The following is a 24,291-nucleotide window of genomic DNA, read 5'->3' on the forward strand; positions in this document are numbered from 1 at the left end:
GGCGGTCCGACACGGAGGAAGGGCGCTGCAGCAGCGGCGCTTCAATGGGAGGAGAAACATGAAGTCAGCATTTGCAGCAGCCCTGATGGCAGGAGTGACCCTGACCGGCGGCCTGGCCCAGGCGGCGAGTTTCGATCTGCAGAGCGTGTTCGGCCTCAACGTGCCGTCGATCGGGCCGAGCCCGCAGCTCTGGGCCGAGCGCGTCAAGCTGATGACCAATGGCGAGATCGACATCAAGGTGCATGGTGCCGGCGATTTCGTGCCGCCCTTCGAGGTCTTCGGCGCGGTCAGTTCCGGCGCGATCCCGATGGGCTTCGACTGGATCGGCTACTGGGCCAGCACCATCCCGGTTGCAAACCTTGTCGGCTCCATGCCCTTTGGTCCGAGCCCGGACGTCTCGCTCGGCTGGATGTTCGAGGGCGGCGGTCTGGAGATCATCCAGAAGGCCTATGACCCGCATGGCGTGCAGATCATCCCCTGCCATCTGGTGGTGGGCGAGGCCGGCGGCTGGTTCAACAAGGAAATCACCTCGGTCGAGGACTTCAAGGGCCTCAACATGCGCATCGCCGGCCTCGGCGGCAAGACGCTGGCCAAGCTCGGCGCCAACACGCAGCTGGTGCCCGTCGGCGAGATCTACGTCTCGCTGGAAACCGGCCGCATCGACGCGACCGAATTCTCCGCGCCGCAGCTCGACCTCGGCCTCGGCTTCCAGAAGGTCGCCAAGACCTACTACTTCCCGGGCTGGCACCAGCCGTCGAGCTGGGACTCCATCATCATCAACAAGGATGTCTGGAACGGCTTCACGCCGGAGCAGCAGAAGATCATGATCGAGGCCTGCAAGGCGAACATCGCCTACAACCTCGGCAACCAGATCCATGCCCAGGCCGACGCCATTGCCAAGATCCGTGAGGCCGGTGTGACCGTGAAGCGGTTCCCCGACCAGGTTCTGGTCGACCTGAAGACGGCGGCGACGGAAGTCCTGAACGAGGAAGCGGCGAAGGATCCGATCTTCAAGGAAGCGCTCGACTCGCTGAATGCCTACGTCGCCCGCGTCGGCGAATGGAATGACTTGCAGGCGCTGCCGCGCTGAGGCTGGATGAGCCGGACGGGCGGTGCCACGCCGCCGCCCGTCATGCCCCTCCCGGGGCGGTGATTGCCACTCGCCCTCCCGCTGCCCTTCTCGTTTCAGGGGACCATAGCCATGTCTCGCCTTCTCCAGGCCGTGACCGATCTTGCCTGCTGGCCGGGTCGTGTCATCGGCTGGCTGATGCTGCCGCTCATCCTGTTCGTCTGCCTCGGTGTCGTCGCTGCCCAGGTCGGTCTCAACCGGCTGGTTGACTGGCAGACATCGGTCCCGCTGCTTGGCACGGGCATCACGTCCAACACGCTCCTCGACCTGCAATGGTCCGCCTTTGCCCTGATCGCGCTGTTCGGCGGCGTTCTGGCCTTTCGTGACCGGTCGCATGTGAACGTCGACTTTCTCTCCAACCGCCTTTCGCCCCGCACCCGGATGCTGATCGACCTCGCAGGCGACATCCTGTTCCTGCTGCCGTTCTGCGCCGTCGTGGTCTGGTACGGCAGCCGGTTCGCGCTCGCCTCCTACAATTCGGGCGAGGCGTCCACCTATGGCGGCCTGCGCGACTACTGGATCGTCAAGGCCTGCATTCCGCTGTCGTTCCTGCTGCTCGGGCTCGCCGGCGTCGCGCGGATCCTCACCACCCTCGGCGCGTTGCGCAGCCGGCCGGACCAGACGGGAGACAGGGCATGATCGCCGAAATCATCTGGCCGCTGCTGATGCTGGCCGGGCTCGTTGCCGGTATCTTTGCCGGCTATCCGGTCGCCTTCGTGCTGGCCGGAATCGGCATCCTGTTCGCGGTTGCCGCCGGCGTGCCGATGCTGTTCCTCTCCACCTCGGTCTCGCGCATCTACTCCGGCATCCTGACCAACTGGCTGCTGATCGCGATCCCGCTCTTCGTCTTCATGGGTCTGATGCTGGAGCGCTCCGGCGTGGCCGAGCGGTTGCTGAAATCGCTCGCCGGCGTGTTCCGGGGTGTTCCCGGCGGCTATGCCTTTGCCGTGGCGATCATCGGCATCGTCATGGCGGCTTCCACCGGCATCATCGGGGCGTCTGTGGTGCTGATGGGCATGATGGCGCTGCCGACCATGCTGGCCAACCGCTACGACCCGAAGATCTCCTGCGGCCTCATTGCGGCCAGCGGCACGCTCGGCATCCTGATCCCGCCCAGCATTATGCTGATCGTGCTGGGTGACCAGCTGCGCGTGTCGGTGGGGGAACTCTTCATGGGCGCGGTCGGTCCCGGCCTGCTGCTCGGCCTGCTCTATGTTCTCTATCTCGTGGGCGTCGCGATCTTCCAGCCGCACCGCATGCCGGCGGCCGAGACCGGCGAGGCACAACCGTTCTGGCGGGCCTTCGGGACGCTGGCCAAGGATCTGCTTGCCCCGGCGCTGCTGATCCTGGCGGTGCTGGGCACCATCGTGGCCGGCATCGCGACGCCAACGGAATCGGCGGCCATCGGTGCGGTTGGTGCGACGATCCTGGCGATCTCCTCGGGCGGGCTCAATCTCGCGGTGCTGCGGTCCGCGCTTCTCGACACGACGAAGACCACGGCCATGATCCTCTTCGTGATGATGGGCGCGACGGTGTTCAGCGTCGTGTTCCGCAAGCTCGGCGGAGACACGCTGATCCTGGACATGTTCTCCAGCCTCGGCACCAGCCCCTATGTGGTGCTGTTCGTGATCATGGCGCTGGTGTTCCTGCTCGGCTTCTTCCTCGACTGGGTGGAAATCACGCTGGTCGTGGTGCCGATCGTGGCGCCTGTGGTGGCCGGGCTCGACTTCGGCCTGCCGAAGGAACAGACGCTGATCTGGTTCGCAATCGCGCTGGCGGTGAACCTGCAGACCTCGTTCCTGACGCCGCCCTTCGGCTACGCGCTGTTCTACCTGCGCGGGATCGCGCCGAAGGGCGTGACCATCGGCATGATCTACCGGGGCATCATCCCCTTCGTGGTGCTCCAGGTCATCGCCCTTGTCCTGGTGATCAGCTTCCCGCAGGTCGCCCTGTGGCTCCCGGCCGCGCTCAACTGAGCCGGGCACCTGTTGGCAACGCATGGCCGTCCGGGCCGCTTGCATCAACGAAGCCCTTGAGGATGCTCACGGACACAGGCCGGCCGGCGACGGCAAAGACCAGATCGCGGCCGGCCGTCAGCGCGAAACGGGTGCCGGGCTTCGGGTTGTAGGCCGGCGTCGTCGGACCGAGGCCATACTTGAGGTGATGCGAGATGTCCCAATGGTGCGGCGCCCCGGCAGCATCGACCACGAACCAGCAGTGGCCGGGCTGCGACACATCCGTGTCGTCGGGAAAGTACAGGCCGCTGATGTAGGCGGCGTCGATGCCCGCCGCGCGCATCGCGGCCACGGCGTAACTGTGCGTGTCGACGCAGGTGCCCAGATGGGTGTCACAGGCGAGAGCCGGCATCGCCGCCGTGTCGTCGGCGAGACCAACCTCGCGCACGCCGTATTCAAAGCGGGCGTCCACGTGGCGCACGACGGCCTCGACCCGCGCCGCCGGTGTCGGGGCCTGCGCCACGACGTCGAGCATGAGGGCCGACAGGTCCCCGGAGGGCGTTTCGTGGGCGCCGCCCGTCGGGGCGAACAGCCAGGGCGGGAAGCGCGACGGCGCGGGCGAGAACGAGACGGTGACCTCCGCGTGACCTTGCTCCGGCTCGATCAGCAGCGCCTGCTGGCCGCTGTTGCGGGCCTTCAGGAGCCCGCGACAGGTGCCTCGGGTGACACTCAGGCCTTCGACTGTCTGTTCCGGCGTGTCGACGGGGACCCCGAACAGCAAATGGCTTGCGGAATCCGTCGGCTCTGTCAGGGTAAATGTCACAAGGGGCATGATATTCATCCGGATGTCTCTGGTTCGCGACTCATATCCCCGTCCTGCGACAGAGACTCGTCAGTGCCATGACGAAGCGGTGACAGCATCGCGGATGCGCCGCCCCCACCCGCCCGAGCCTCGAGAGGCGCCGCAATGACCGTAGTTCCGAACCCGTCAGAGGATGGCGAGCGCCGCCTGCTGGCCAGCCTGAGCCCCAATTTGGTGGCCTCTCTGCTGATGGTCCTGTCCTTCCTCGTCTTTTCGATGATGGCCGTGTTCATGCGGGAGGTCGGTGACACGATCCATGTGGTCCAGGTTATCCTTGTCCGGCAGGTGGTGGCGATGGTGCTGATGTCGCCGTGGTTCTGGCGGGACCGGGCCTTCATCCGCCGGCCGCGCGGCTTTCGCCTGCACCTGATGCGCGGCATCCTTGCCGTCGTGGCCATGTCCTGCGGCCTCACGTCGATCCTGCACATCTCCTTTGCCGATGCGACAGCGATCCAGATGAGCGAGGTGCTGATCGCAACCGCGCTGGCAGCGCTGGTGCTCAAGGAACATGTCGGCTGGCGCCGGTGGACCGCGACCGCGATCGGCTTCGTCGGGGTGCTGATCATGACGCGGCCCTTCGGCGGCGGCTTCGACCCCTATGCTCTGGTGGCGCTGGCCGGCGCGGCCGCTGGCGGGGCAGGGATGATCACCGTGCGGCTGGGCTCTGCCTATGACCGGACATCCACGGTGCTGTTCTGGCAGGCGGTGGTCGTGATCGCGCTGGTGGGGCCGGTGGTGTCACTCGTCTGGGTCACGCCGACGCAGGAGGATGCGGTGCTGCTCATCGGCATGGCGCTCATCTTTGCCGCCGGCAACTGGCTCTTCACCTCCGCGCTGCGGCTTGGCGACACGGCCGCCATCGCGCCGCTGCATTACCTGCGGCTGATCATCATGGCGGGACTCGGCTGGTGGATCTACGCCGAGGTGCCGAGCCTGACGACGGTCATCGGTGCGGTGCTCGTGCTCGGCGCCGCGTCCTATACCATCGGCCGGAATGCGCGCAAGAAGTCGCTGGCCGAGCCCGATGGCCCCCTCTCGACCTGACAGCCCGGGCCTGCTGGGGGCTGCACGTCAGGGCAGCGCGGGCAGCGGTTCTGACAGTTTCTGCAGCTGAAAGTCGGTTATCAGGACATCGAGCTGCAGCACCCATCCGGCAGCCAGCGGCAGGGACATCGGTTCGCTCACATAGAGCCCGTCGGACTGGCGTGTCAGCGCGAGCCGCAAGCCGGCAAGACCGGCGCTCGGGTTGGACAGGGAACCGGTCAGGTCCTTCGGGGCCAATGGCGCGCCGTCGCCGTCCATCAGCACGACCGAGAGGCCGACCCGACCGTCGTCCTGGCGCGTGATCCGGACGTCGGCCATTGCGGCCTGGCCATGCAGGTGCAGGCTTACCTCGACCGGTGTCGTCGGCGCGAGCGCGCGCGGCGGTGGCGTCAGCCGGAACCCGGCGACCAGCACGAGGATCACGGCGATGATCAGGATCTCGCTGCCGATCGTCCGTCGGGCCAGACGGCCTGCGCCTGTCTCGGCGTCCGGCGTGGTTGCCGCCGCCAGGCGCGGCGTCAGCCGGAAGCGGTTGTACAGGGCAAGGACCAGGAGGCCGCTGACCAGCATGAGCTTGATGCCCAGCAGCGCGCCATAGGCGGAGGCGAAGATCCGCTCCGGGCTGCCAAGCTGCACGGCGGCCAGCACCAGGCCGGTGACCAGAAGTGCGGACACCAGCGGCAACGCGAGGCGCGAATAGCGCGCGAGCTCCCCGGCTGTCAGCGTTCTTGCCCCGTCGCGGACGAACAGGACCGGCAGCGTGCCGGCCCAGAACAGGGCGCAGGTGGCATGCAGGGCCATTGCGGGGGCCATCAGGGCGACCGGAGCCGCGCCGGCGGCATGGCCGGAGAGGGCGAAGCTGCCGCCGGCCAGGGCAAGCGCCAGCGTCGCTCCGGCACGCGAGGGGCCGGATGCGAGGGCGAGTGCCGCCGCGGCCATCGCCAGCCCGGCGGTCAGCGCCAGCGGCGTTGACAGGGCAGTCCGCCACAGCGCCGGATCGGCGAGCGCGGCAAGCGGGCTGCCGGTGAGGTCGAGCCCATGGGCGGCAATGAGGCCGAGGCCGGCGGGAAACGTCAGCCAGGCGGCGACCATGGCGCTGGGGCTGCGGGACTGGCTGAAGAGCGCGGCGCCGAAAAGGACGCCGACCCCGAAGGCGAGCGTCAGGGTCAGCGCGGCGCGGGCCAAGACCACGGCGGTCGAGCCGCCCGGAGCAGCCTGGGCGGCCGCCGTCGGCGGCGCGCTCGGGCTGCCGAGAGAGAAACTGAGGGTGCCGGACACCGGGTGTCCGTCGGAGGACACCACGCGCCAGCTGACCAGATGGGTTCCGGCCTGGTCCCGCATGGCGGGCGGCACGTCGAGGGCAAGGCGGTTGTCATGCGCCCGCGCGGCAACCTCGGTCTGCCTGCCGTCCGGGCTGATCCAGACAAGGCGCAGCGGTGACACCGGCTCGTTGAACACCAGCATCAGCTCGGCCGGCATCTCGGCGACGATGCTCGCCTCCTGCGGGCTCGCTGTCTGCAATTGCGCATGCGCCAGGGCCACGGCTGGCATGAAGACCACAGCGAGAAGCAGGAGCAGGCGGGCAAGCATGGGACGGTCCGGATTGCGCGAAGGGAAATCGGTTGAGGCTCCCCGGTCTCTCCGGGGAGCCTCCGGTCGATCCGTCAGGGGCTGGCTCAGTGAGCCGGCTTGCCCCCCTTGATGATCTTCACGCCCGGGGCCGGCATGGCGAGCGAGTCCGGGTCCTGGCCTTCGGCCGGGATCTCGATCCAGCGCTCGGCCTTGGTGGCGCATTCCTGCACCGCCGGGATGTAGAGCACCTTGTCGGCCTCGAGCTTGTCGGTGAAGCGACCGCGGAAGACGAACTCGTCATAGTGTTCGTCCAGCAGCTCGCCGCCCGACCAGATGATTTCCTTCACGCCCTCGGTCACCTTCGTGCCGTGGTTCTCGTAGGTGTTGGCATAGGCGCCCTTGACGGTCTCGAGCTTCCAGCCGGCCTTCGGCATCGGCTTCACGGCAATGATGCCTTCCGGGATCTGAATGCGGACGACATTGGTCGCTTCGCCTTCGCAGCCATGCGGCACGCGCAGCACCATCTTCACCGTCGTGTTCTGGACGACTTCCTTGTTCTCGAAAGTTGCGTGCGCGGAGGCGCCTGCGGTGGACAGGGCCAGCAGGGCGGCGGCGATGATCGACTTCTTCATGGGTCTGTTTCCTCATGGGAGGGCCCGCGCGAGGCAGGGCCGCAGGACAGGCTGAGACAAGGGCGCTCCGGCGTTAGCCCGGCATCCGGGCGCCCGTTCCGGACGGCAGGGGTCTGCCGCGGAGGGGGCTTGCCTGTCGCGGGCCGTTCAGGCGCAGATGTCACGCCGCAGGTGCAGGCACCTGGTGCGGACCGGGAAGGGCGGAAGACGGACTGTCCCTGCCGTCACCGGATCTGCGCCGTGTCCCGACGGACAGGCGACATCGCACGGACGCGAGCGCGTCCGGCGAAATCAGGCGGTGCGGCTGTGCGGAGGGCCCCGGGCCGGCGGAGCGCGGGAGCCATGCCCTTCGCCGATGGCATCGGAACGAACCGGCAGCGCGTCGATGACGCAGCCGAAGGCCGGGCCGGGCAGGGGCAGGGAGCTTGCGAGCGCGACGGACTTTGCGAGGAGGCAGGCCGGGCAGCCGGGGCCATCGGCGCGGTCCCCGCCGTCGTCGGACGCGGAGGGATTGCAGAGATCCGGCAGGGTGCCGTCCGGCAGCACATAGGCCGCCAGATCGACGGCGTCATAGCCCGACGCCGCAGCCGCAGCGCCGGCCAGGCCTTGCGGCCCGTGATGCATCGACCCGAGCAGGATGAAGGACAGCGCGGCAAGCGCCATCATCAGCTTCTGCAAGGGGGATCGGATGCGACGGATCATGACATCCGATTAATGCGGCGGCCGTCACCGCGCAAGCGCCAAAATCGCGCCGGCGCTGCGGCAATCCGGTCGCATCATTTCCGCTTCAGATGGTCCAGCAGCGACGTCTTGGCGCCGAGGATATGGCGGCGGGTGAGGTCGGCGGCCAGGTCTGCACGACCGGCCTCGCAGGCTTCGAGGATCGCGAGGTGCTCGTCATGGGCGCGGGCGCGGCCGTTCGACAGCATCAGCTGGGCGCGCAGGTAGCGGTCGATGCGGTCGAGCGCGTTGTTGACGATGCCGAGGTGATAGGGCAGCCCGCTGTCCTGATACAGCGTGTAATGGAACCGGCGATTGAGATCGCCCCAGGCCATTGGGTCCGTTGAGGACGAGAAGGCCTCATGGCACTGGCGCGCCAGGCGGCGCGATTCGTCGCTCATGCGCCCGACGGCTGCATGGATGACCGTGCCTTCCACCAGGGCGCGGAAGTCGAAGATCTCGGCCACTTCATCCGGTGCGATGGAGGCGACGACCGCCCCCTTGTAGCGCTGCGTCGTCACCAGCCCCTGCTGTTCCAGCATGGTGATCGCCTCGCGCACGGGGATGCGGCTGGTGTTGAACAGGCGTGCGATCTCGTCCTGGCGCAGGGGTTCACCATCCTTGAGGTCGCCCTCGATGATGGCCTTGCGCAGGGCCTCGAACACGATGTCGGCGACCGAAGCGGTCTTCGAGATATCAACGGGTTGCAGCTTCACGGCGTCAGGTCTCCCTCGCAGATCTCCTAGCATATTCGGCGGCGTTTGTGCCATCTGATAATTTCATATTGTAAATTGGATCCAATATATGCATAGTCGCCTCACTCCGGCGGGGAGGCCGGGGAAAGACGTTTTCTGGGAGGAGTTGAGATGCAGATTTTGAAGGCGCTTGCGGCCGGGGCCGCGCTGGCTCTCGTGGCCATTCCGGCCAAGGCAGACAAGCTGGACGACATCATCGCCTCGGGGACGCTGCGCTGTGCGGTGACGCTGGATTTCCCGCCCATCGGCATGCGCGACGCCAACAACGAGCCGGTCGGCTTCGACGTGGACTATTGCCGTGACCTCGCCAAGGCGCTGGGCGTCGAGGCCGAGATCGTCGAGACCCCGTTCCCGGACCGCATCCCGGCGCTGATTTCCGGCCGTGCGGACGTGGGGGTCGCCTCGACCTCCGACACGCTGGAGCGGGCCAAGACCATCGGGTTCTCGATCCCCTATGTTGCCTACAACATGGTCGTCCTGACCAAGGAAGGCACGGGCATCAGCAGCTACGAGGACCTGAAGAACCGCCGCGTCGGCTCCACGTCCTCCACCTTCGAGGCGCTGGCGCTGGAAGCCGACATGAAGAAGTGGGCCGACCCGAAGGGCAGCTTCCAGGCCTACCAGAACCAGGCCGACGTGTTCCTCGCCCTCGACCAGGGCCACATCGAGGCCACCGTCGTCACCTCGACCGTCGCTGCCGACGCGGTGAAGTCGGCCAACTATTCCGGTTTCAAGATCGTCGACGAGGCACCCTACGAGACCGACTACACCTCGCTCATCACGCTGCGCGAGGAATATGGCCTCATCAACTACCTCAACCTCTTCGTGAACCGTCAGGTCCGCTCCGGCCGCTATGCCGAGCTGTGGGGCAAGTGGGTCGGCGGTCCGGTGCCGGATCTCACCGTTCCGGGCGTCTACCGCTGAGGCGGCAGGCCTGAGCCTTGCGGCCTGTCGCCCACCGGCAGGCCGCATCGTCCTCACCGCTGCGACCGGCCTTGCAGGCCCGTCCGCGACGGGGTCACCGGTCCGGCCCGCGTGCCGGATCCTGCGGGGGATGCCATGAATTACACCTTCCACTGGAATCAGGCCTTGCGGCGTCTGCCCGAGATGCTGGACGGGGCGCTGGTGACGCTGCAGGTGGCGAGCCTTGCGATGCTGATCGGCGTCGTCATTGCCGTTGTCCTCGCCTACGGCCGGCTGTCCGACAACCGCGCCCTGCGTGCGGCCGCCACGACCTGGGTCGAGATTGCCCGCAACACGCCGGCGCTGTTCCAGATCTACTTCTTCTATTTCGGTCTCGGCTCGTTCGGCCTCAGGCTGGATCCCTTCAGCGCGCTGCTGGCGGGCATTGCCTTCAACAACGCCGGCTACCTGGCCGAGACCTTCCGTGGCGGGCTGCAGGCGATCCCGCCGAGCCAGACCCGCGCGGCACGTTCGCTCGGCCTCAGCGCGCTGCAGGCCTCGGTGCATGTGGTGCTGCCGCAGATGTTCCGGATCGTCTTCTACCCGATGACGAACCAGATGGTCTGGTCGATCCTGATGTCCTCGCTCGGCGTGATCGTCGGCATGACCTCCGACCTGACCGGCGTGACGCAGGAACTCAATGCCCGCACGTTCCGCACCTTTGAATTCTTCGCCCTGGCCGCCGTGCTCTACTACGCCATGGCCAAGCTCACCATCCTTGCGGCCCGGCTCATCGGCTGGCGCCTGTTCCGGACCTGAGGAGGCGGACCATGCTTGACACGGCTTTCTCCTCCAACGACCTGATGTTCCTCCTGAAGGGAGCCTGGCTCACCATCCAGCTGACCGTGGTGGCGGTTGCCATCGGCACGGTGCTGGGTGTCGTCTTCGGCTGGGCCCGGGCGTCGCTGCCCGGCTGGGTGAATGTCCCCATCGGCGCGGTGCTGGATGTCCTGCGCTCGGTGCCCCTCCTGATCCAGCTGGTGCTGGTCAACTCCGGCAAGAGCATCCTCGGGCTCGACTGGTCGCCCTTCGTGGTCGGCGCGGTGGTCCTTGGCCTCTACACGGCGGCCTATTGCACCGAGATCGTGCGCGGCGGCATCCTGGCCGTGCCCGCAACCACCCGCCGTGCCGCCCGCTCGCTGGGCATGACCTACTGGCAGGACCTCACCAGCATCGTCGCCCCCATGGCCCTGCGCGTCTCGTTGCCGGGCTGGATCGGCCTGACGCTCGGCGTGATGAAGGACACCGCGCTGGTGATGTGGATCGGCATCGCGGAACTGCTGCGCTCGTCCCAGATCGTCATCACCCGCATCCAGGAGCCGCTGCTGGTGCTCGCGATTGCCGGCCTCATCTACTTCGTGATCAGCTTCCCCGTCTCCCGTCTCGGCGCGTTCCTTGAACGCCGCTGGGCCGACGACAGCCTGAAGGCAGACCAATGATCGAGATCGAAAACGTACACAAGTCCTATGGTTCGCTCGAGGTCATCAAGGGCGTCACCATGCAGGTGGAGAAGGGCGAGGTCGTCTCCATCATCGGCGGATCGGGCTCCGGCAAGTCGACCTTGCTTCAGTGCATCAACGGTCTGGAGCCGATCCAGAAGGGCCATATCCGCGTTGACGGCATCGATGTCCATGCCAAGGGCACCGACCTCAACAAGCTGCGGCGCAAGATCGGCATCGTGTTCCAGCAGTGGAACGCCTTCCCGCATTTGACCGTACTGGAGAATGTGACCCTCGCGCCGCGCAAGGTGCTCGGCCTGTCGGCCCGCGAGGCGAACGAGATCGCGGAGAAGCATCTCGTTCACGTCGGGCTCGGCGACAAGCTCAAGGTGATGCCCTCGCGTCTGTCCGGCGGCCAGCAGCAGCGCATGGCAATCGCCCGCGCGCTTGCCATGTCGCCGGACTACATGCTGTTCGACGAGGTCACCTCGGCGCTTGACCCGCAGCTGGTCGGCGAGGTGCTGGACACGATGCGCATGCTCTCGGCCGAGGGCATGACCATGATCGTCGTCACCCATGAAATCCGCTTCGCCCGCGAAGTGTCGAACCGCGTCGCCTTCTTCCACAAGGGGCTGATCCACGAGATCGGCGCCCCGGAAGAGGTGATCGGCGCCCCGAAGAAGCCCGAGACCATCGACTTCCTCAAATCCGTGCTGTGAGCCTGATCGCCGCAGCGCCCACCCCAACTAGCTGATTGAAAGACAAGGACGAGAGATCCATGTGGACTGGTGTTTTCCCTGCCGTCACGACCAAGTTCAACGCTGACGACACGCTTGATCATGCCGAAATGGAGCGCTGCTTCGCGCTGCAGATGGAGGCAGGCTGTGATGGTCTCATCGTCTGCGGCTCGCTGGGCGAAGGCTCGATGCTGTCGCAGGACGAGCGGCTGGCCGTGCTCAAGACCGCGCAGGGCGTGGCTGGCGGCAAGCCGGTGCTGATGACCATCGCGGAAGCTGCAACGCGCGATTCTGCCAATCTGGCACGCAAGGCTGCCAAGGCTGGGGCCGATGGCTTCATGGTGGTGCCGAGCACGATCTATCACACCGACCCGGCCGAGACGGTTGCCACCCTCAAGGCCGTGGCGGAGGCTGGCGACCTGCCGGTGATGATCTATTCCAATCGCGTTGCCTACCGGGTCGATGTCACCGTGCCGATCATGGAAGACTTGGCGAAGGATGCCCGTTTCGTGGCGGTGAAGGAATCCTCCGACGACATCCGTCGCGCGACCGAGATCCTGACCCATTTCGGCGACCGGTTCGATGTCTTCACCGGCGTCGACAACCTCGCCTTCGAGGCGCTGGCTGTCGGCTGCACTGGCTGGGTTGCAGGCCTTGTCGTCGCCTTCCCGAAGGAGACGGTGGCGATCTACCGGCTGATGCAGGCCGGCCGCACGGCCGAGGCGCTGGCGATCTACCGCTGGTTCCGTCCGCTGCTCGACCTCGATGTCTCGACCTATCTCGTCCAGAACATCAAGCTGGCCGAAGTCCACGCGCTGGGCTCCAACGACCGCTGCCGCATGCCGCGCATGCCGCTGTCGGGCGAGCGCCGTGCGAAGGTCGAGAAGGTCATCCGCGACGCCATCGCCTGCCGCCCGGCGCTGCCGGCCGTGTAAGCGACGTGTGGAGCAATGGCCGCTCCAGCCCCACCCCTTCCCCCTCGTGGGGAGGGGACGGGGGTGGGGGAGCCTCGTCGGCGACATCGCCGATTGCCGTCTCGACGCGGCGCAAACGAAACGGATAGGCTGGCAGGATCAGCAGTTCCAACAGGATAGACAGGTCAGTCCCATGACGGAGTTCAGGAATTTCATCGCTGGCAGCTGGAGCGAAGGTGCGAGCCAGTCGCCCAACATCAATCCGTCGGATACCCGCGATGTGATCGGCACGGCGGCCCGGGCCTCGCGCGCCGAGGCCGAGGCGGCGGTCGAGGCGGCGCATGCCGCAGCACCGCTGTGGGCGGCCTCCACACCGCAGCAGCGGTTTGATGTCCTGGACCGGATCGGCACCGAGATCCTGGAGCGGCGCGAGGAGCTGGGCCGGCTGCTGTCGCGCGAGGAGGGCAAGATCCTCGCCGAGGGCAGTGGCGAGGTGATGCGGGCCGGCCAGATCTTCAAGTTCTTTGCAGGCGAAGCATTGCGCCAGACCGGTGATGTCCTGGCGTCCGTCCGCCCCGGCGTGACGGTTGATGTGCGCCGCGAGCCGGTCGGCGTCGTCGCCCTGATCACGCCGTGGAACTTCCCCATCGCCATCCCCGCCTGGAAAATTGCGCCCGCGCTTGCCTATGGCAACACCGTGGTGCTGAAGCCGGCTGAACTCGTGCCGGGCTCGGCGCATGCGTTGGCCGAGATCATCTCCCGGTCTGGCCTGCCAGCCGGTGCGTTCAACCTGGTCGGCGGCAAGGGCTCGGACATCGGGCCGGTTCTGACCTCGCATCCGAAGGTCAAGGCAGTGTCCTTCACCGGCTCCGTTCCGACCGGTCGGGGCATTGCGCGTGCCTGCGCCGAGAACCTCAAGAAGGTGCAGCTCGAAATGGGCGGCAAGAACCCGATGGTGGTTCTGGATGACGCCGATCTCGACATTGCGGTCGCCGCCTCGCTCAACGGCGCCTTCTTCTCCACGGGTCAGCGCTGCACCGCCTCCAGCCGCCTCATCGTCACCGAGGGCATCCACGATCGCTTCGTCGCCAGGATGACCGAGGCGCTGAAGAAGCTGGTCGTCGGCGATGCGCTTGATCCGGCAACGCAGATCGGCCCCGTGGTCGACGAACGCCAGCTCGCCCAGGATCTCGACTATGTCGACATAGCGAGGGGTGAGGGCGGCAAGGTGGCCTTTGGCGGCGAGCGGCTCAACCGCGAGAAGCCCGGCTTCTACATGGCGCCGGCGCTGATCACCGAGACGACGCCCGGCATGCGCATCAACCGGGAGGAAGTGTTCGGTCCGGTCGCCAGCGTGATCCGGGTCAAGGACTATGACGAGGCGCTTGCGGTCGCCAATGACTGCGAGTTCGGCCTGTCGTCGGGCATCTGCACCACGTCCTTGAAATATGCGAGCGATTTCAAGGCGAAGGCGCAGGCCGGCATGGTCATGGTCAACCTGCCGACCGCGGGCGTCGACTATCACGTGCCGTTCGGCGGCACCAAGGGGTCGAGCTTCGGTCCGCGGGAACAGGGCCGCTATGCGGCCGAGTTCTACACCACGGTGAAGACCGCCTACACCCAGCCCTGAACGCGGAAACGGGAGGAGCCGCGATCATGACCGCGGAGCATGTCGAAACCGATGTCGTGATCGTGGGCGGCGGCATCATCGGCCTCTCGGCCGCCTTCCGTCTGGCGGAGGCCGGGCGGAAGGTCGTGCTGGTGGAGCGGGGCGAGCTTGCCAACGAGGCAAGCCGCGGCAATGCCGGGGCCTTCGCCTTTTCCGACATCCTGCCGCTGGCCTCGCCCGGCATCCTGTTCAAGGCGCCGAAATGGCTCCTCGATCCGCTGGGCCCGCTGGCGATCCCGCCGCGCGAGGCGCTCTACCTGCTGCCCTGGCTGCTGCGCTTCTTCCGCGCCAGCCTGCCGGACCGGGTGGAGGCCAGCGCGGCGGCGCAGGGCGCGCTCAACACGCTGGCGGCGCGGGAGTGCGACAGCCTCGTTGCGTCGGCCGGTCTGGGCGCCTTCGTGCGCGCCGACGGGTCGCTGCAACTCTATGAAAGTGATGGCGAATTCCGCGCCTCCCTGGAAGGCTGGGCCTGGCGGGAGCGCTATGGCATCGCCTTCGAGCATCTCGATCAGCGCGGGCTCGCCGAGCTGCAGCCCGGCCTGTCGCCGCAGTTCATCCGGGCAACCTTCGTACCTGGCTGGAAGACGGTGACCGATCCGCGCGACTACGCGCTGGCGGTGGCCCGGGCAGCGGAAACGCTCGGCGTCGAGGTCCGTCGCGGCGAGGTCACCGCGATCATCGGCGGCGGTGACTTGCAACAGGTCCGGCTCACGGGCGGTGCGACCCTTTCCGCCCGCCACGTGGTGCTGGCGGCGGGGCCCTGGTCCCGGGGCCTTGCCGCCAGCCTTGGCGCGGACGTGCCGCTGATCGCCGAGCGTGGGTACAACACGACCCTGCTGGCCGGGGCTTTCGATCTGAAGCGACAGCTGATTTTCGGCGGGCACGGCTTTGTGGTGACGCCGCTTGCACAGGGCGTCCGCGTTGGCGGGGCCTCGGAACTGGCGCGGTTTTCCGCCCCCGTCAATTTCAGGCGCTCGCAACACATGCTGGCCAAGGCGGCGCGGTTCATGCCGGGCCTCCGGACCGAAGGCGGCGTCGAGTGGATGGGGTCGCGCCCGTCGATGCCCGACAGCCTGCCGGTGATTGGCCGCAGTCCGCGGGCGCGCAACGTCATCCTCGCCTTCGGGCACGGCCACCTCGGCCTCACCCAATCGGCCGCGACCGCGCGGCTTGTCACGGATCTGGTGCTCGAGCGCCAGCCGCCCATCGACCTCAGCCCGTTCCGGCCTGACCGGTTCTGATCCTCTGGAGACTGCCATGGCAGTGAGCACCTTTACCTGTATCGACGGACATACCTGCGGCAACCCGGTGCGTGTGGTGGCCGGCGGCGGACCGCTCCTCTCCGGCAAGACCATGCTGGAACGGCGGGCGCATTTCCTCGCCGAATTCGACTGGATCCGCACCGGACTGATGTTCGAGCCGCGCGGTCATGACATGATGTCCGGCTCGATCCTCTACCCGCCGACGCGGGAGGATTGTGATGTCGGCATTCTCTTCATCGAGACATCCGGCTGCCTGCCGATGTGCGGCCATGGCACCATCGGCACCATCACGATTGCCATCGAAAATGGCCTGATCCGGCCAAGAACGCCGGGTGTCGTGCGGCTGGATACGCCGGCAGGGCTGGTGATTGCCGAGTACGAGCAGGTGGGCCGTTTCGTCGAGAAGGTGCGCCTGACCAACGTGCCGTCCTACCTCCACGCCACCGGCCTTACCGCCGAGGTGGAGGGGCTGGGCGAGGTGACGGTGGATGTCGCCTATGGCGGCAATTTCTACGCCATCGTCGAGCCGCAGGCGGTCTTCAGGGACATGGGCGATTTCACGGCCGGCGAGCTGATCGGCTTCAGTCCGAAGCTCCGGGCGGCGCTCAATGCCAAGTATCAGTTCGTGCATCCGGAAAAGCCGGACATCAAGGGCCTGTCGCATATCCAGTGGACCGGCAAGCCGACGCAGCCGGAGGCCCATGCCCGCAATGCGGTGTTTTATGGTGACAAGGCGATCGACCGTTCCCCTTGTGGAACAGGCACGTCCGCCCGGATGGCGCATCTGTTCGGCAAGGGGCAGCTGAAGGTCGGCGACAGCTTCGTGCATGAGAGCATCATCGGCTCGATGTTCGAGGGCGGGGTTAGGCAAGCGGTCAAGGTGGGGAGCCATGACGGCATCATCCCGACCATCGCCGGCTGGGCCCGGGTGACGGGCTACAACACCATCATGATCGACGACCGCGACCCCTATGCCCATGGTTTCGTTGTGGTTTGAGGTCTCAAGATCGGGAGGGACTGACCCATGCGCATCACCGCCATCCGGGCCTATCAGGTGGATCTGCCGCTGAAGGAAGGCCGCTATTCCTGGTCCAACGGCAACTATGTCGAGGTCTTTGACGCCACCGTCGTGGCCATCGACACCGATGCCGGCATCACCGGCTATGCCGAGTGCTGCCCGCTCGGGTCGGCCTATCTGCCCTCCTATGCGAAGGGTGTCCGGGCGGGACTGGAGGAGCTGGCGCCGAAGCTGATCGGGCTCGACCCGACAGATCTGGCCACCTTCAACCGCGCGATGGACGCCAGTCTCAACGGTCATCCTTACGTGAAGGCGCCGCTCGACATTGCCTGCTGGGACATTCTGGGCAAGGTCGCGGGCATGCCGCTGGTGAAGCTTCTGGGCGGTGTGGCGCAGGAGAAAGTGCAGCTTTATCGCGCCATTTCGCAGCAGTCTGCCGACAAGATGGCGCAAAACATCGCCGGCTATCGCGCCGAGGGCTACACCAAGTTCCAGCTCAAGGTCGGCGGCGACGCCAACGACGACATTGCCCGCATCCGGGCTGCCCGGGCGATCCTGGAGCCGACCGATATCCTCGTTGCCGATGCCAACACCGGCTGGACCCGGCATGAGGCAACGCGGGTGGCGGCAAGCGTTGCCGATCTCGATGTCTACATCGAACAGCCCTGCCTCACCTACGAGGAATGCCTCTCCATCCGCCGGCGGACGGCACGGCCGTTCGTGCTGGACGAGAATGTCACCGACGTGAACATGCTGGTCCGGGCGATTGGCGATGACGCGATGGACGTCATCAACCTGAAGATCTCGAAAGTCGGCGGGCTGACCAAGGCGCGGCAGATGCGGGACCTGTGCATCGCCCATGGCATCGCCATGACCATCGAGGACACCTGGGGCGGGGATATCGTGACGGCGGCAATCGCCCATCTCGCCCAGTCGACGCCGGAGGAGTTCTGTTTCTCGGCGACGGACTTCAACTCCTACGGCACCAAGCGAATTGCCCATGGGGCGCCGCAGCGGGTGAACGGGGCCATGACCGCACCGGCCGGACCGGGACTGGGCATCGAGCCGGACTTCGAGGCGCTGGGGGACCCGGTGCTGCGGTTCGCCTGAGGAGCCTTGAGATGCGGACGAGCAAGATCATCCACGTGGTCACCTGCCATGCCGAAGGTGAGGTCGGGGACGTGATCGTCGGCGGCGTCGCGCCGCCGCCGGGGGAGACGATCTGGGAGCAGCGCGGCTTCATCGCCCGCGACGGGGCCTTGCGCAACTTCGTGCTGAACGAGCCGCGCGGCGGGGTGTTCCGGCATGTGAACCTGCTCGTCCCGCCGAAGGATCCGCGTGCGGCCATGGGCTGGATCATCATGGAGCCGGAGGACACGCCGCCCATGTCCGGATCCAACTCGATCTGCGTGGCAACCGTCCTGCTCGACACCGGCATCGTGCCGATGCAGGAGCCGGAAACGCGCTTCGTGCTGGAAGCGCCGGGCGGACCGGTGGAGGTCCGGGCGGTCTGCCGCAATGGCAAGGCGGAGCGGATCTACGTGACCAACGTGCCATCCTTTGCCGGCAAATTATCCGTGCCGCTGGAGGTGGAAGGGCTCGGAACGCTCACCGTCGACACGGCCTATGGCGGCGACAGTTTCGTCATCACCGACGCCCGCGCGCTCGGGTTCGAGATCGTGCCGGATGAGGCGCGCGACCTGGCGGAAACCGGCGTGCGCATCACCCGGGCGGCCAACGAACAGCTCGGCTTCACGCATCCGCTCAACCCCGACTGGAACCACATCTCGTTCTGTCAGCTCACCTTGCCGGTGGAGCGGCAGGGCGACCGGCTGGTCGGGCGCAACACGGTGGCGATCCAGCCGGCCAAGCTCGACCGCTCGCCGACCGGCACCGGCTGCTCCGCCCGCATGGCGGTTCTGGCGGCAAGGGGCGAGATGCGGGCGGGCGATCATTTCACCGGCATCTCGGTGCTGGGCTCGACCTTCGACTGCCGCATCGCCGGGACGACGACCGTCGCGGGCCAGCCCGCGATCCTGCCGGAGATTTCCGGCCGTGGCTGGGTGACCGGCACGAGCCAGCTGATGCTCGACCCGGACGACCCCTGGCCGGCCGGCTACCGGCTGTCGGACACCTGGCCGAAGAAGCTGACTTGAGTTGCGTAAATTTCGTAAATCATGCAAAATACGTATGACGAAGTTTGCATGGATCGACCAATGCGCAAGTTCAGCTTTTCAGACGTCAACCGGCAGCCGGGCGAAGTGCTGGATGCGGCGCTCGCAGCCCCTGTGACGCTGCAGAAGCGCGGTCGGGACCGGCTTGTGCTGCTGTCGGTCGCAGAATACGAACGGCTTCTTGCGGCAAGTGCCGCGACCCGATCCGGGACTGGGCGCACCGCGCACCGACTCGACACGGCGCCGCAGGAAGATCTCGAGCTTCTGGAGCGCCAGCTTGCCGAGATCCTGGCCGACGCGCCGGACGATGACTGATGGAGCGGGCAGTACTAACGTCTGGAAAAATTTCCCAAGACAAAACCCATAATTTTTCTTAAACTGTGTTTAATCGTATTTTCTTAGAGGTTGTCCTCTAATTATGACTGATAAAAAATTTTTTCTAAAAGAGCACCGAAGGGCTCGGAGGATGACGCAAGCCGAACTCGCAGAGCTTGCGAACACGAATGTCAGTGAGATTTCCAAGCTGGAGCGCGGCGACCGACGTTTGACTGTTGATTGGCTCGCCAGGTTGGGGACGGCGCTTGGCGTCTCGCCTCACGAATTGATGCTGCCCCCGAGCGAGATGGTGACATCTGGCGGGGTGCCTCTTGACCTGGCACCGCACAAGACAATGTTTCGCCGGCTTCCTGTGAAGGGCGAGGTAGCCGCAGGTTCATGGCTCGACTTTGATCCCCTTCGCTCTGAACCCACTGATTGGCTTGATTTTATCCCTGACACTAAATTGTCTGCCGATCATGTATACGCACTCAAGGTGCGAGGCACTTCTCTCAACAAGATCGCGCCGGATGGCTCGGTCTTGGTCTGTTTGGATGCGGTAGGAGCTGGACTTGCGATCCGCGAGGGCGATTTGGTCATTGTAGCCCAGTCGCGTGAGGGCGGATTGCGCGAGGTCACTGCGAAGAGAGTGAAGCGCGCAAATGGGCAATACGAACTCTGGCCTGAGAGCATAGACCCGAAATGGCAGGCGCCGATTTTTCTCAATGGGGAGGATGAGACGGTGGCCGTGAAAGCCATTGTGAAGTACATTGTGATTTCACTGTAAACCTCAATCAAACTAGAGAGTCGAAAACCTGCCGGGTAGCTAGTTTTTCTCTATCCGGATTTTTTTGATATTTTGGAAAAATTTTTTCGAAAAAAGCGCGAAACGAGGCATTCATTTGAGCAACGGGAATGAATAGGATTTGGCGTTACGATGCTCATCTGCAACAAGAGCATTGATGCAAATCGCATACTTTATGACGTGCTGCTTCGTTGCGCTCTTTGGCGTTTGCTGCCTCAAGATGAGCGCGGACGAGATTGTAGGCTTTCCAAGCTAGTTTCTCATTTTGGCGATTGCGACGATGTAATGGGTAATGCTCGGCCCATGAAGCGGATGCAGGTCGGCAGCGGCTGCGCGGTGCGTGACCATTTCCTGATCGCCGCGCCTACGCCTCCATCTGGCGCCGCGCCGCCGGCTACTGGGTCGCTTGCGAAGCGGACGGACAGGCGAAGGACCTTTGACTTGCGGACGGGCGGATGCCGCTCGACGATCGCTGGCGTCCCGTCTACCGAGGCGCTGATGCCCCCCTCTGTCCGCTGCGCGGACATCTCCCCCTCAAGGGGGGAGAGGCGCGCTGGTAGCTGACGCTTGGAGGTGGTCCCGGATAACCTTGGCTCTCCGGTCCCGGGTCTTCGCTTCGCTCTCGCCCGGGAGGACGAGCGAGAGGATCGAGCGCTGTTGGCGGTGGCCGTCGGGCCGGGCGTTGCGCTTGGCCGGCGAAACAGGCTAGGGTCTGGCCATGGTCACTGCCGTCAAACAGGGCTCGATTGCGTTTCTGCTGGCCGCCGGTCTGGTGCTTGCGCTGGTCTGTCTGTCGTTTCAGGCCGGGCAGGCCGCGGGACCGGGAAGGCCCGCCGGGGATGGCCTTGCCCATGTCGGCATGGATCATCCCGGCCCCGGCATGCACCATGTCGGCATGCGCCATGTCGGCATGTACCAGGCAGACGGGGCGAAAGCGCCGACAAGCCTGAGCGCTGACGCGGCATTGCAGGCTTCCGCCAACCCTCCGTGCTGTCCGCCGGCGCAGATGGATGACCTCTGCGTCACCCTCTGCATGATGGCTTCCAGCTTTCTTGCGCCGTCGTTTTTGGCCGCCGACGCGCCTGCCTCCTGTCAACTGGTCACCTGGCCGGCAGGCAACTCCGACGTGGCCGGCCTGGGCGCAGCCTGCGAACCGCCGCCCCCCAAATCTCTCGCCTGATCTTTGCTTGAGCCGTGGCCAGAGCCACGGAGTTTCTGCTCAATCCAAAAGGATCATCGAGATGATGAAGATTTATGCCGTGTCCGCCCTTGCCTTTGCGCTTGGTCTGGGTGCCTTGCCCGCGCTTGCCGACGGACCGGCGCCCGCGCAACCTGCCGTGCAGGACCACAGCGGGCATGGGATGCCGGCGGCCGGATCAGAAAGCGCCAGTGCGTCCACCAAGGCCTATCAGGCCATCAACGACGCGATGCACAGGGACATGTCCATCGCCTTCACGGGTGATGCGGATATCGACTTTGTGAAAGGCATGATCCCGCACCATCAGGGCGCGGTCGACATGGCCAAGGTGGTGCTGGCGCATGGCACGGATCCCAGGATCCGGGCGCTGGCCGAAGCCGTGGTGAAGGCGCAGGAAGAGGAAATCGCCTTCATGAAGGCCTGGCTGAAGGAAAAGGGTGCGGAGTGATCCGGGCCTGACAGCACCCGGGGTCCCGGCATCCGGTCGGGGCCTCGGAACTGGTGCCTGTCGTCAGCGCCGCGCCGCTTGATGTCACCCCGGCCGAGCGGAGCGAGAGCCTGGGGCTGGTTGCTTGCGGAGCCGTGACGGGGACCGAGGCGGTGCCTCGGGCGAGGCTTGCTGATGCGCAAGTCTGCGGGAGCGTTTGGATCACGTTTGTCGCTCTGGCCGCGAGGAGGCCCCGGGTTTCTGTTGCGCTGCGCCCGGGGTGACCTCGGTTGGGAAGGCGCCGCGGGGGCCGCTGTGACAGAATGATCCGGACCCGAGTTGGCGCGGGTCGAACTCATCGCCGCGCCACTTGATGTCACCCCGGCCGAGCATCGCGAGAGCCGGGGCCTACTCGCTTCCAGAACGGCGATGCGGGCATTGCGTTGCCTCTGCTGGAAAACGAGCATTTGCAGTGCCGCGACCATTTCTCCCGCTCTGCGAACGAGTAGGCCCCGGGTCTCCGCTGCGCTGCGCCCGGGGTGACGGCGGAGGGGATGATGCTGGGAAAACTCTGCCGCGGTGGGGAGGAGGCCGGGAAAGGCCTGCCGTTATGGTGAGGACTTGGACCCGCGCGGGCGCGGGTCCGTTTGTGCCATGCCACTGTGCCTGATCAGAAGGTCTTCTTGACCGTGAACAGGAAGCTGCGGCCGGGCTCCTTCAGCTGCTGGACGCTGGCGTATTCGCCGCCATAGGTGCCGCGGTCGGCGTAGTCGGCATTGAAGATGTTCTTGGCGTCGAGACGCAGCTCCAGACCCGCGAACTGCACGGGCTCGTATTGCAGGAACATGTTGAACACCTGATAGCCCTTGAGCTTGCGGGTGGCATCTTCCGCGCCGATCGATCCGCTGTAGTCCAGCGCCATGTCGAGCCGGCCGCCGATGGTGACGCCGTAATCGACGAAGCTGTGCTGGGCCTCGACGGCAATGACCTGGCCGAGCGGCGCGCCGTAGTCGAGCGCCTCGTAGCCGCCGGTCTTCTTGCCGTTCACCTCGATCTCGGTGTTGGAGTAGGTGGCCTTGATCGCCCCGTTGCCCCAGCTCCAGCCACCGCCCAGATTGAAGCCCTGGGTGATGAAGTCATCGGTCTTGATGCCATTGCGGGCGTTGTCGAAGTCGGTGCGGAAGACCTCGGCGTTGGCGAAGAAGCCCTCGTGGCGCCATTCGATGCCGCCGACCACGTTCTGGGCGCGGGCCGGGCGCAGGGCGGCATAGGTCCAGCGCGGCGAGAAGGTGTAGTTGTCCTCGATGACGATGCCGCCGAAGACGTTCGAGTAGCCCGCCTTCAGGAACAGGTTGTCGATGACCTCGTAGCGGACGGAGGCGTTGCCGCTCACGCCAGCCTGGTCACGGGTCTGGCGGTTGACGCCCTCGAAGGTCTGGAAGTCGGCACGCGCCCCGAAGGACAGCTCGATCCGGTCGGTGACCGACAGGCGCTCCTGGGCATAAAGGCCGATATTGCGGGACTTTTCCGTGAGGCGGCTGGTCGGGTCGCTGTAGCGACCGGTCTTGGCGTAGAAGTCGACGCCGGCTGTGAGGGCGTTGGTCTCGCTGAAGTGGAAGGTGTTCTCGATCTTGCCGTTCAGCGTGTTCGACTTGCCCTTGCTGCCGAAGGGCTGCGGCACGTCGATGTGGTTTTCGGAGAAGCCGATGAGGACCGTCGGATCCCACAGGCCGGTGTTGTCCGTGCCCTCGTAGCGAATCGAATAGCTCTGCCGGTCGGTGTCGTAGCGGCGCAGCAGCGGCGTCGGGCGGCCCCCGATGAGCGCGCCGAAGTTGGCGCGCCAGGGGCGCATGGCGTCGTCGATCATGCGCATGCCGGAGAGTTCGAGCCGGTGGCCGTCCTTCTCGTAGGCCCCCTTCAGCAGGAAGCTCTGCAGGTCGGCGGCGGTGCCGCGCATGCGCCGGCCGTTGCCGGCATCATAGTCCTGGCCCTTGGCGTTCTTGACGTAACCCAGCAGCTCGAAGCCGGCGTGGCGGCCGTAAGCGGCGCCAGACTGGGTGAAGGTGTTGCCGTTGGTGTCATAGGACAGCCGGCCATAGGCGCCGAAACTGCGGTCCGCTGCCAGCAGGTCGCCGGCATCGACGGTGTCGAACTCGACGGCACCGGCCAGCGCGTGGGCGCCGGCGTCTGCGGGGGCGACGGTCGGGTCGACACGAACGGACTTCAGCAGCTCCGGGTCAAGGGTGGTGGCCGTGGTGTGGTGGAAGGCGCGGTTGTTCTGCGTCACGCCATCGACCGACACGGCCAGATTGAGCAGGTCAACGCCGTTGACGAAGACCTTCTGGGCGATCGGAATGCCGCCACCGACGGTGACGGATGCCTGGCCGGCGAACAGGTCCTTCATGTCGCCAAGGCCGGCGGCCTTGATGTCCTGCTCGTCGATGTAGATCGAGTTGGCCCGGTCTGCGGCCCCGGCATGGGCATCGGACTTGTCGTTCTTGGCGTAGGTGCGCAGCACGACCGTCGGCAGGTCCTGGACGGGGGTGTTGTCCTGGGCCACAGCCGGCAACACGGCCACGGCCGAAAGAGCGGTGCCAAGGAGGAATGGCCGGAACCGGGAGGTGTGTCTGGTCATGTGCATGCGAGCCCCATTTTTTCTTCAAAGATGACTTTACGGAAATTTTTTCCGTTTCAGGTCGCG

General features: G+C 65.9%; 24 protein-coding genes. 18 read left to right on the plus strand and 6 right to left on the minus strand.

What is annotated here, in order from left to right:
* Window positions 1-58: 58 nt before the first annotated feature.
* From GWI72_RS16515 to GWI72_RS16525, 3 genes are all read left to right on the plus strand, one after another.
* Window positions 59-1,090 carry a TRAP transporter substrate-binding protein gene (locus GWI72_RS16515; RefSeq protein ID WP_161677132.1) on the plus strand — a complete coding sequence of 344 codons (1,032 nt, stop codon included), beginning with the start codon at window positions 59-61 and terminating at the stop codon, window positions 1,088-1,090.
* Between the two features lie 111 nt (window positions 1,091-1,201).
* On the plus strand, window positions 1,202-1,768 hold the full coding sequence (locus GWI72_RS16520) for a TRAP transporter small permease subunit (RefSeq protein ID WP_161677131.1): 567 nt from the start codon (window positions 1,202-1,204) through the stop codon (window positions 1,766-1,768).
* The gene (locus GWI72_RS16525; protein WP_161709375.1) at window positions 1,765-3,105 is read left to right on the plus strand and encodes a TRAP transporter large permease; all 1,341 of its coding nucleotides are present in this window, start codon (window positions 1,765-1,767) and stop codon (window positions 3,103-3,105) included. The genes GWI72_RS16520 and GWI72_RS16525 overlap by 4 nt, the downstream gene beginning before the upstream one ends.
* Here the strand turns inward: GWI72_RS16525 and GWI72_RS16530 are convergent.
* The gene (locus GWI72_RS16530; protein WP_161709376.1) at window positions 3,098-3,916 is read right to left on the minus strand and encodes a transglutaminase-like domain-containing protein; all 819 of its coding nucleotides are present in this window, start codon (window positions 3,914-3,916) and stop codon (window positions 3,098-3,100) included. The genes GWI72_RS16525 and GWI72_RS16530 overlap by 8 nt on opposite strands.
* Before the next feature lie 135 nt (window positions 3,917-4,051).
* On the opposite strand from GWI72_RS16530, the gene GWI72_RS16535 reads away from it, so the two are divergent.
* On the plus strand, window positions 4,052-4,990 hold the full coding sequence (locus tag GWI72_RS16535; RefSeq protein ID WP_161709377.1) for a DMT family transporter: 939 nt from the start codon (window positions 4,052-4,054) through the stop codon (window positions 4,988-4,990).
* A gap of 27 nt (window positions 4,991-5,017) precedes the next feature.
* Here the strand turns inward: GWI72_RS16535 and GWI72_RS16540 are convergent, their stop codons facing one another.
* The 4 genes from GWI72_RS16540 to GWI72_RS16550 all read right to left on the minus strand — a co-directional run bounded on the left by GWI72_RS16540 (window position 5,018) and on the right by GWI72_RS16550 (window position 8,630).
* On the minus strand, window positions 5,018-6,580 hold the full coding sequence (locus GWI72_RS16540) for a CopD family protein (protein ID WP_161709378.1): 1,563 nt from the start codon (window positions 6,578-6,580) through the stop codon (window positions 5,018-5,020).
* An 86-nt stretch (window positions 6,581-6,666) separates the two neighbouring features.
* Window positions 6,667-7,194 carry a YcnI family copper-binding membrane protein gene (locus tag GWI72_RS16545; RefSeq protein WP_161677126.1) on the minus strand — a complete coding sequence of 176 codons (528 nt, stop codon included), beginning with the start codon at window positions 7,192-7,194 and terminating at the stop codon, window positions 6,667-6,669.
* A gap of 291 nt (window positions 7,195-7,485) precedes the next feature.
* Window positions 7,486-7,896, minus strand: a complete 411-nt coding sequence (locus GWI72_RS19945) for a hypothetical protein (RefSeq protein WP_179956195.1) — start codon at window positions 7,894-7,896, stop codon at window positions 7,486-7,488.
* Window positions 7,897-7,970: 74 nt separating this feature from the next.
* Complete coding sequence (locus tag GWI72_RS16550; RefSeq protein WP_161677125.1) at window positions 7,971-8,630, minus strand: FCD domain-containing protein; 660 nt, start codon at window positions 8,628-8,630, stop codon at window positions 7,971-7,973.
* Between the two features lie 150 nt (window positions 8,631-8,780).
* Here GWI72_RS16550 and GWI72_RS16555 point away from each other — a divergent pair, with 150 nt between their 5' ends.
* From GWI72_RS16555 to copM, 14 genes are all read left to right on the plus strand, one after another.
* Window positions 8,781-9,593 carry an ABC transporter substrate-binding protein gene (locus tag GWI72_RS16555; RefSeq protein ID WP_161709379.1) on the plus strand — a complete coding sequence of 271 codons (813 nt, stop codon included), beginning with the start codon at window positions 8,781-8,783 and terminating at the stop codon, window positions 9,591-9,593.
* A gap of 135 nt (window positions 9,594-9,728) precedes the next feature.
* On the plus strand, window positions 9,729-10,391 hold the full coding sequence (locus GWI72_RS16560) for an amino acid ABC transporter permease (protein ID WP_161677123.1): 663 nt from the start codon (window positions 9,729-9,731) through the stop codon (window positions 10,389-10,391).
* An 11-nt stretch (window positions 10,392-10,402) separates the two neighbouring features.
* Window positions 10,403-11,071: an amino acid ABC transporter permease gene (locus GWI72_RS16565; RefSeq protein WP_161677122.1), complete on the plus strand. Its 669-nt coding sequence runs from the start codon at window positions 10,403-10,405 to the stop codon at window positions 11,069-11,071.
* Entirely contained in the window at window positions 11,068-11,790 is a 723-nt protein-coding gene (locus GWI72_RS16570) for an amino acid ABC transporter ATP-binding protein (protein WP_161677121.1), read from the plus strand. Before GWI72_RS16565 ends, GWI72_RS16570 begins: the two co-directional genes overlap by 4 nt.
* 59 nt (window positions 11,791-11,849) lie before the next feature.
* Window positions 11,850-12,743, plus strand: coding sequence for a dihydrodipicolinate synthase family protein (locus GWI72_RS16575; protein WP_161677120.1), 894 nt, complete (start codon window positions 11,850-11,852; stop codon window positions 12,741-12,743).
* A 172-nt stretch (window positions 12,744-12,915) separates the two neighbouring features.
* A complete protein-coding gene (locus GWI72_RS16580) occupies window positions 12,916-14,352 on the plus strand; it encodes an aldehyde dehydrogenase family protein (protein WP_161709380.1) in 1,437 nt (478 codons plus the stop codon).
* 26 nt (window positions 14,353-14,378) lie between these two features.
* The gene (locus GWI72_RS16585; RefSeq protein WP_161709381.1) at window positions 14,379-15,632 is read left to right on the plus strand and encodes an NAD(P)/FAD-dependent oxidoreductase; all 1,254 of its coding nucleotides are present in this window, start codon (window positions 14,379-14,381) and stop codon (window positions 15,630-15,632) included.
* Window positions 15,633-15,648: 16 nt separating this feature from the next.
* Window positions 15,649-16,650: a 4-hydroxyproline epimerase gene (locus GWI72_RS16590; RefSeq protein ID WP_161709382.1), complete on the plus strand. Its 1,002-nt coding sequence runs from the start codon at window positions 15,649-15,651 to the stop codon at window positions 16,648-16,650.
* A 27-nt stretch (window positions 16,651-16,677) separates the two neighbouring features.
* Window positions 16,678-17,781: a cis-3-hydroxy-L-proline dehydratase gene (locus tag GWI72_RS16595; protein WP_161677116.1), complete on the plus strand. Its 1,104-nt coding sequence runs from the start codon at window positions 16,678-16,680 to the stop codon at window positions 17,779-17,781.
* An 11-nt stretch (window positions 17,782-17,792) separates the two neighbouring features.
* Complete coding sequence (locus GWI72_RS16600; protein WP_161709383.1) at window positions 17,793-18,827, plus strand: trans-3-hydroxy-L-proline dehydratase; 1,035 nt, start codon at window positions 17,793-17,795, stop codon at window positions 18,825-18,827.
* Between the two features lie 60 nt (window positions 18,828-18,887).
* The gene (locus GWI72_RS16605) at window positions 18,888-19,160 is read left to right on the plus strand and encodes a type II toxin-antitoxin system prevent-host-death family antitoxin (protein ID WP_161709384.1); all 273 of its coding nucleotides are present in this window, start codon (window positions 18,888-18,890) and stop codon (window positions 19,158-19,160) included.
* A gap of 103 nt (window positions 19,161-19,263) precedes the next feature.
* The gene (locus tag GWI72_RS16610; protein WP_280116599.1) at window positions 19,264-19,947 is read left to right on the plus strand and encodes an XRE family transcriptional regulator; all 684 of its coding nucleotides are present in this window, start codon (window positions 19,264-19,266) and stop codon (window positions 19,945-19,947) included.
* A gap of 736 nt (window positions 19,948-20,683) precedes the next feature.
* Complete coding sequence (locus tag GWI72_RS16615; protein WP_161709386.1) at window positions 20,684-21,145, plus strand: hypothetical protein; 462 nt, start codon at window positions 20,684-20,686, stop codon at window positions 21,143-21,145.
* Window positions 21,146-21,206: 61 nt separating this feature from the next.
* On the plus strand, window positions 21,207-21,611 hold the full coding sequence (gene copM / locus GWI72_RS16620; protein WP_209000161.1) for a CopM family metallochaperone: 405 nt from the start codon (window positions 21,207-21,209) through the stop codon (window positions 21,609-21,611).
* Between the two features lie 649 nt (window positions 21,612-22,260).
* Here copM and GWI72_RS16625 read toward each other — a convergent pair.
* Window positions 22,261-24,225, minus strand: coding sequence for a TonB-dependent receptor domain-containing protein (locus GWI72_RS16625; RefSeq protein WP_161709387.1), 1,965 nt, complete (start codon window positions 24,223-24,225; stop codon window positions 22,261-22,263).
* Window positions 24,226-24,291: the final 66 nt, after the last annotated feature.

It is taken from the genome of Pannonibacter sp. XCT-53, assembly GCF_009915765.1.
GTDB lineage: Bacteria > Pseudomonadota > Alphaproteobacteria > Rhizobiales > Stappiaceae > Pannonibacter > Pannonibacter tanglangensis.

Bases quoted from the DNA above. Each gene is read 5' to 3' on its own strand.
- GWI72_RS16515 (WP_161677132.1), top strand. From the start codon at position 59: ATGAAGTCAGCATTTGCAGCAGCCCTGATGGCAGGAGTGACCCTGACC.
- GWI72_RS16520 (WP_161677131.1), top strand. From the start codon at position 1,202: ATGTCTCGCCTTCTCCAGGCCGTGACCGATCTTGCCTGCTGGCCGGGT.
- GWI72_RS16525 (WP_161709375.1), top strand. From the start codon at position 1,765: ATGATCGCCGAAATCATCTGGCCGCTGCTGATGCTGGCCGGGCTCGTT.
- GWI72_RS16530 (WP_161709376.1), bottom strand. From the start codon at position 3,916: ATGCCCCTTGTGACATTTACCCTGACAGAGCCGACGGATTCCGCAAGC.
- GWI72_RS16535 (WP_161709377.1), top strand. From the start codon at position 4,052: ATGACCGTAGTTCCGAACCCGTCAGAGGATGGCGAGCGCCGCCTGCTG.
- GWI72_RS16540 (WP_161709378.1), bottom strand. From the start codon at position 6,580: ATGCTTGCCCGCCTGCTCCTGCTTCTCGCTGTGGTCTTCATGCCAGCC.
- GWI72_RS16545 (WP_161677126.1), bottom strand. From the start codon at position 7,194: ATGAAGAAGTCGATCATCGCCGCCGCCCTGCTGGCCCTGTCCACCGCA.
- GWI72_RS19945 (WP_179956195.1), bottom strand. From the start codon at position 7,896: ATGATCCGTCGCATCCGATCCCCCTTGCAGAAGCTGATGATGGCGCTT.
- GWI72_RS16555 (WP_161709379.1), top strand. From the start codon at position 8,781: ATGCAGATTTTGAAGGCGCTTGCGGCCGGGGCCGCGCTGGCTCTCGTG.
- GWI72_RS16560 (WP_161677123.1), top strand. From the start codon at position 9,729: ATGAATTACACCTTCCACTGGAATCAGGCCTTGCGGCGTCTGCCCGAG.
- GWI72_RS16565 (WP_161677122.1), top strand. From the start codon at position 10,403: ATGCTTGACACGGCTTTCTCCTCCAACGACCTGATGTTCCTCCTGAAG.
- GWI72_RS16570 (WP_161677121.1), top strand. From the start codon at position 11,068: ATGATCGAGATCGAAAACGTACACAAGTCCTATGGTTCGCTCGAGGTC.
- GWI72_RS16575 (WP_161677120.1), top strand. From the start codon at position 11,850: ATGTGGACTGGTGTTTTCCCTGCCGTCACGACCAAGTTCAACGCTGAC.
- GWI72_RS16580 (WP_161709380.1), top strand. From the start codon at position 12,916: ATGACGGAGTTCAGGAATTTCATCGCTGGCAGCTGGAGCGAAGGTGCG.
- GWI72_RS16585 (WP_161709381.1), top strand. From the start codon at position 14,379: ATGACCGCGGAGCATGTCGAAACCGATGTCGTGATCGTGGGCGGCGGC.
- GWI72_RS16590 (WP_161709382.1), top strand. From the start codon at position 15,649: ATGGCAGTGAGCACCTTTACCTGTATCGACGGACATACCTGCGGCAAC.
- GWI72_RS16595 (WP_161677116.1), top strand. From the start codon at position 16,678: ATGCGCATCACCGCCATCCGGGCCTATCAGGTGGATCTGCCGCTGAAG.
- GWI72_RS16600 (WP_161709383.1), top strand. From the start codon at position 17,793: ATGCGGACGAGCAAGATCATCCACGTGGTCACCTGCCATGCCGAAGGT.
- GWI72_RS16605 (WP_161709384.1), top strand. From the start codon at position 18,888: ATGCGCAAGTTCAGCTTTTCAGACGTCAACCGGCAGCCGGGCGAAGTG.
- GWI72_RS16610 (WP_280116599.1), top strand. From the start codon at position 19,264: ATGACTGATAAAAAATTTTTTCTAAAAGAGCACCGAAGGGCTCGGAGG.
- GWI72_RS16615 (WP_161709386.1), top strand. From the start codon at position 20,684: ATGGTCACTGCCGTCAAACAGGGCTCGATTGCGTTTCTGCTGGCCGCC.
- copM (WP_209000161.1), top strand. From the start codon at position 21,207: ATGATGAAGATTTATGCCGTGTCCGCCCTTGCCTTTGCGCTTGGTCTG.
- GWI72_RS16625 (WP_161709387.1), bottom strand. From the start codon at position 24,225: ATGACCAGACACACCTCCCGGTTCCGGCCATTCCTCCTTGGCACCGCT.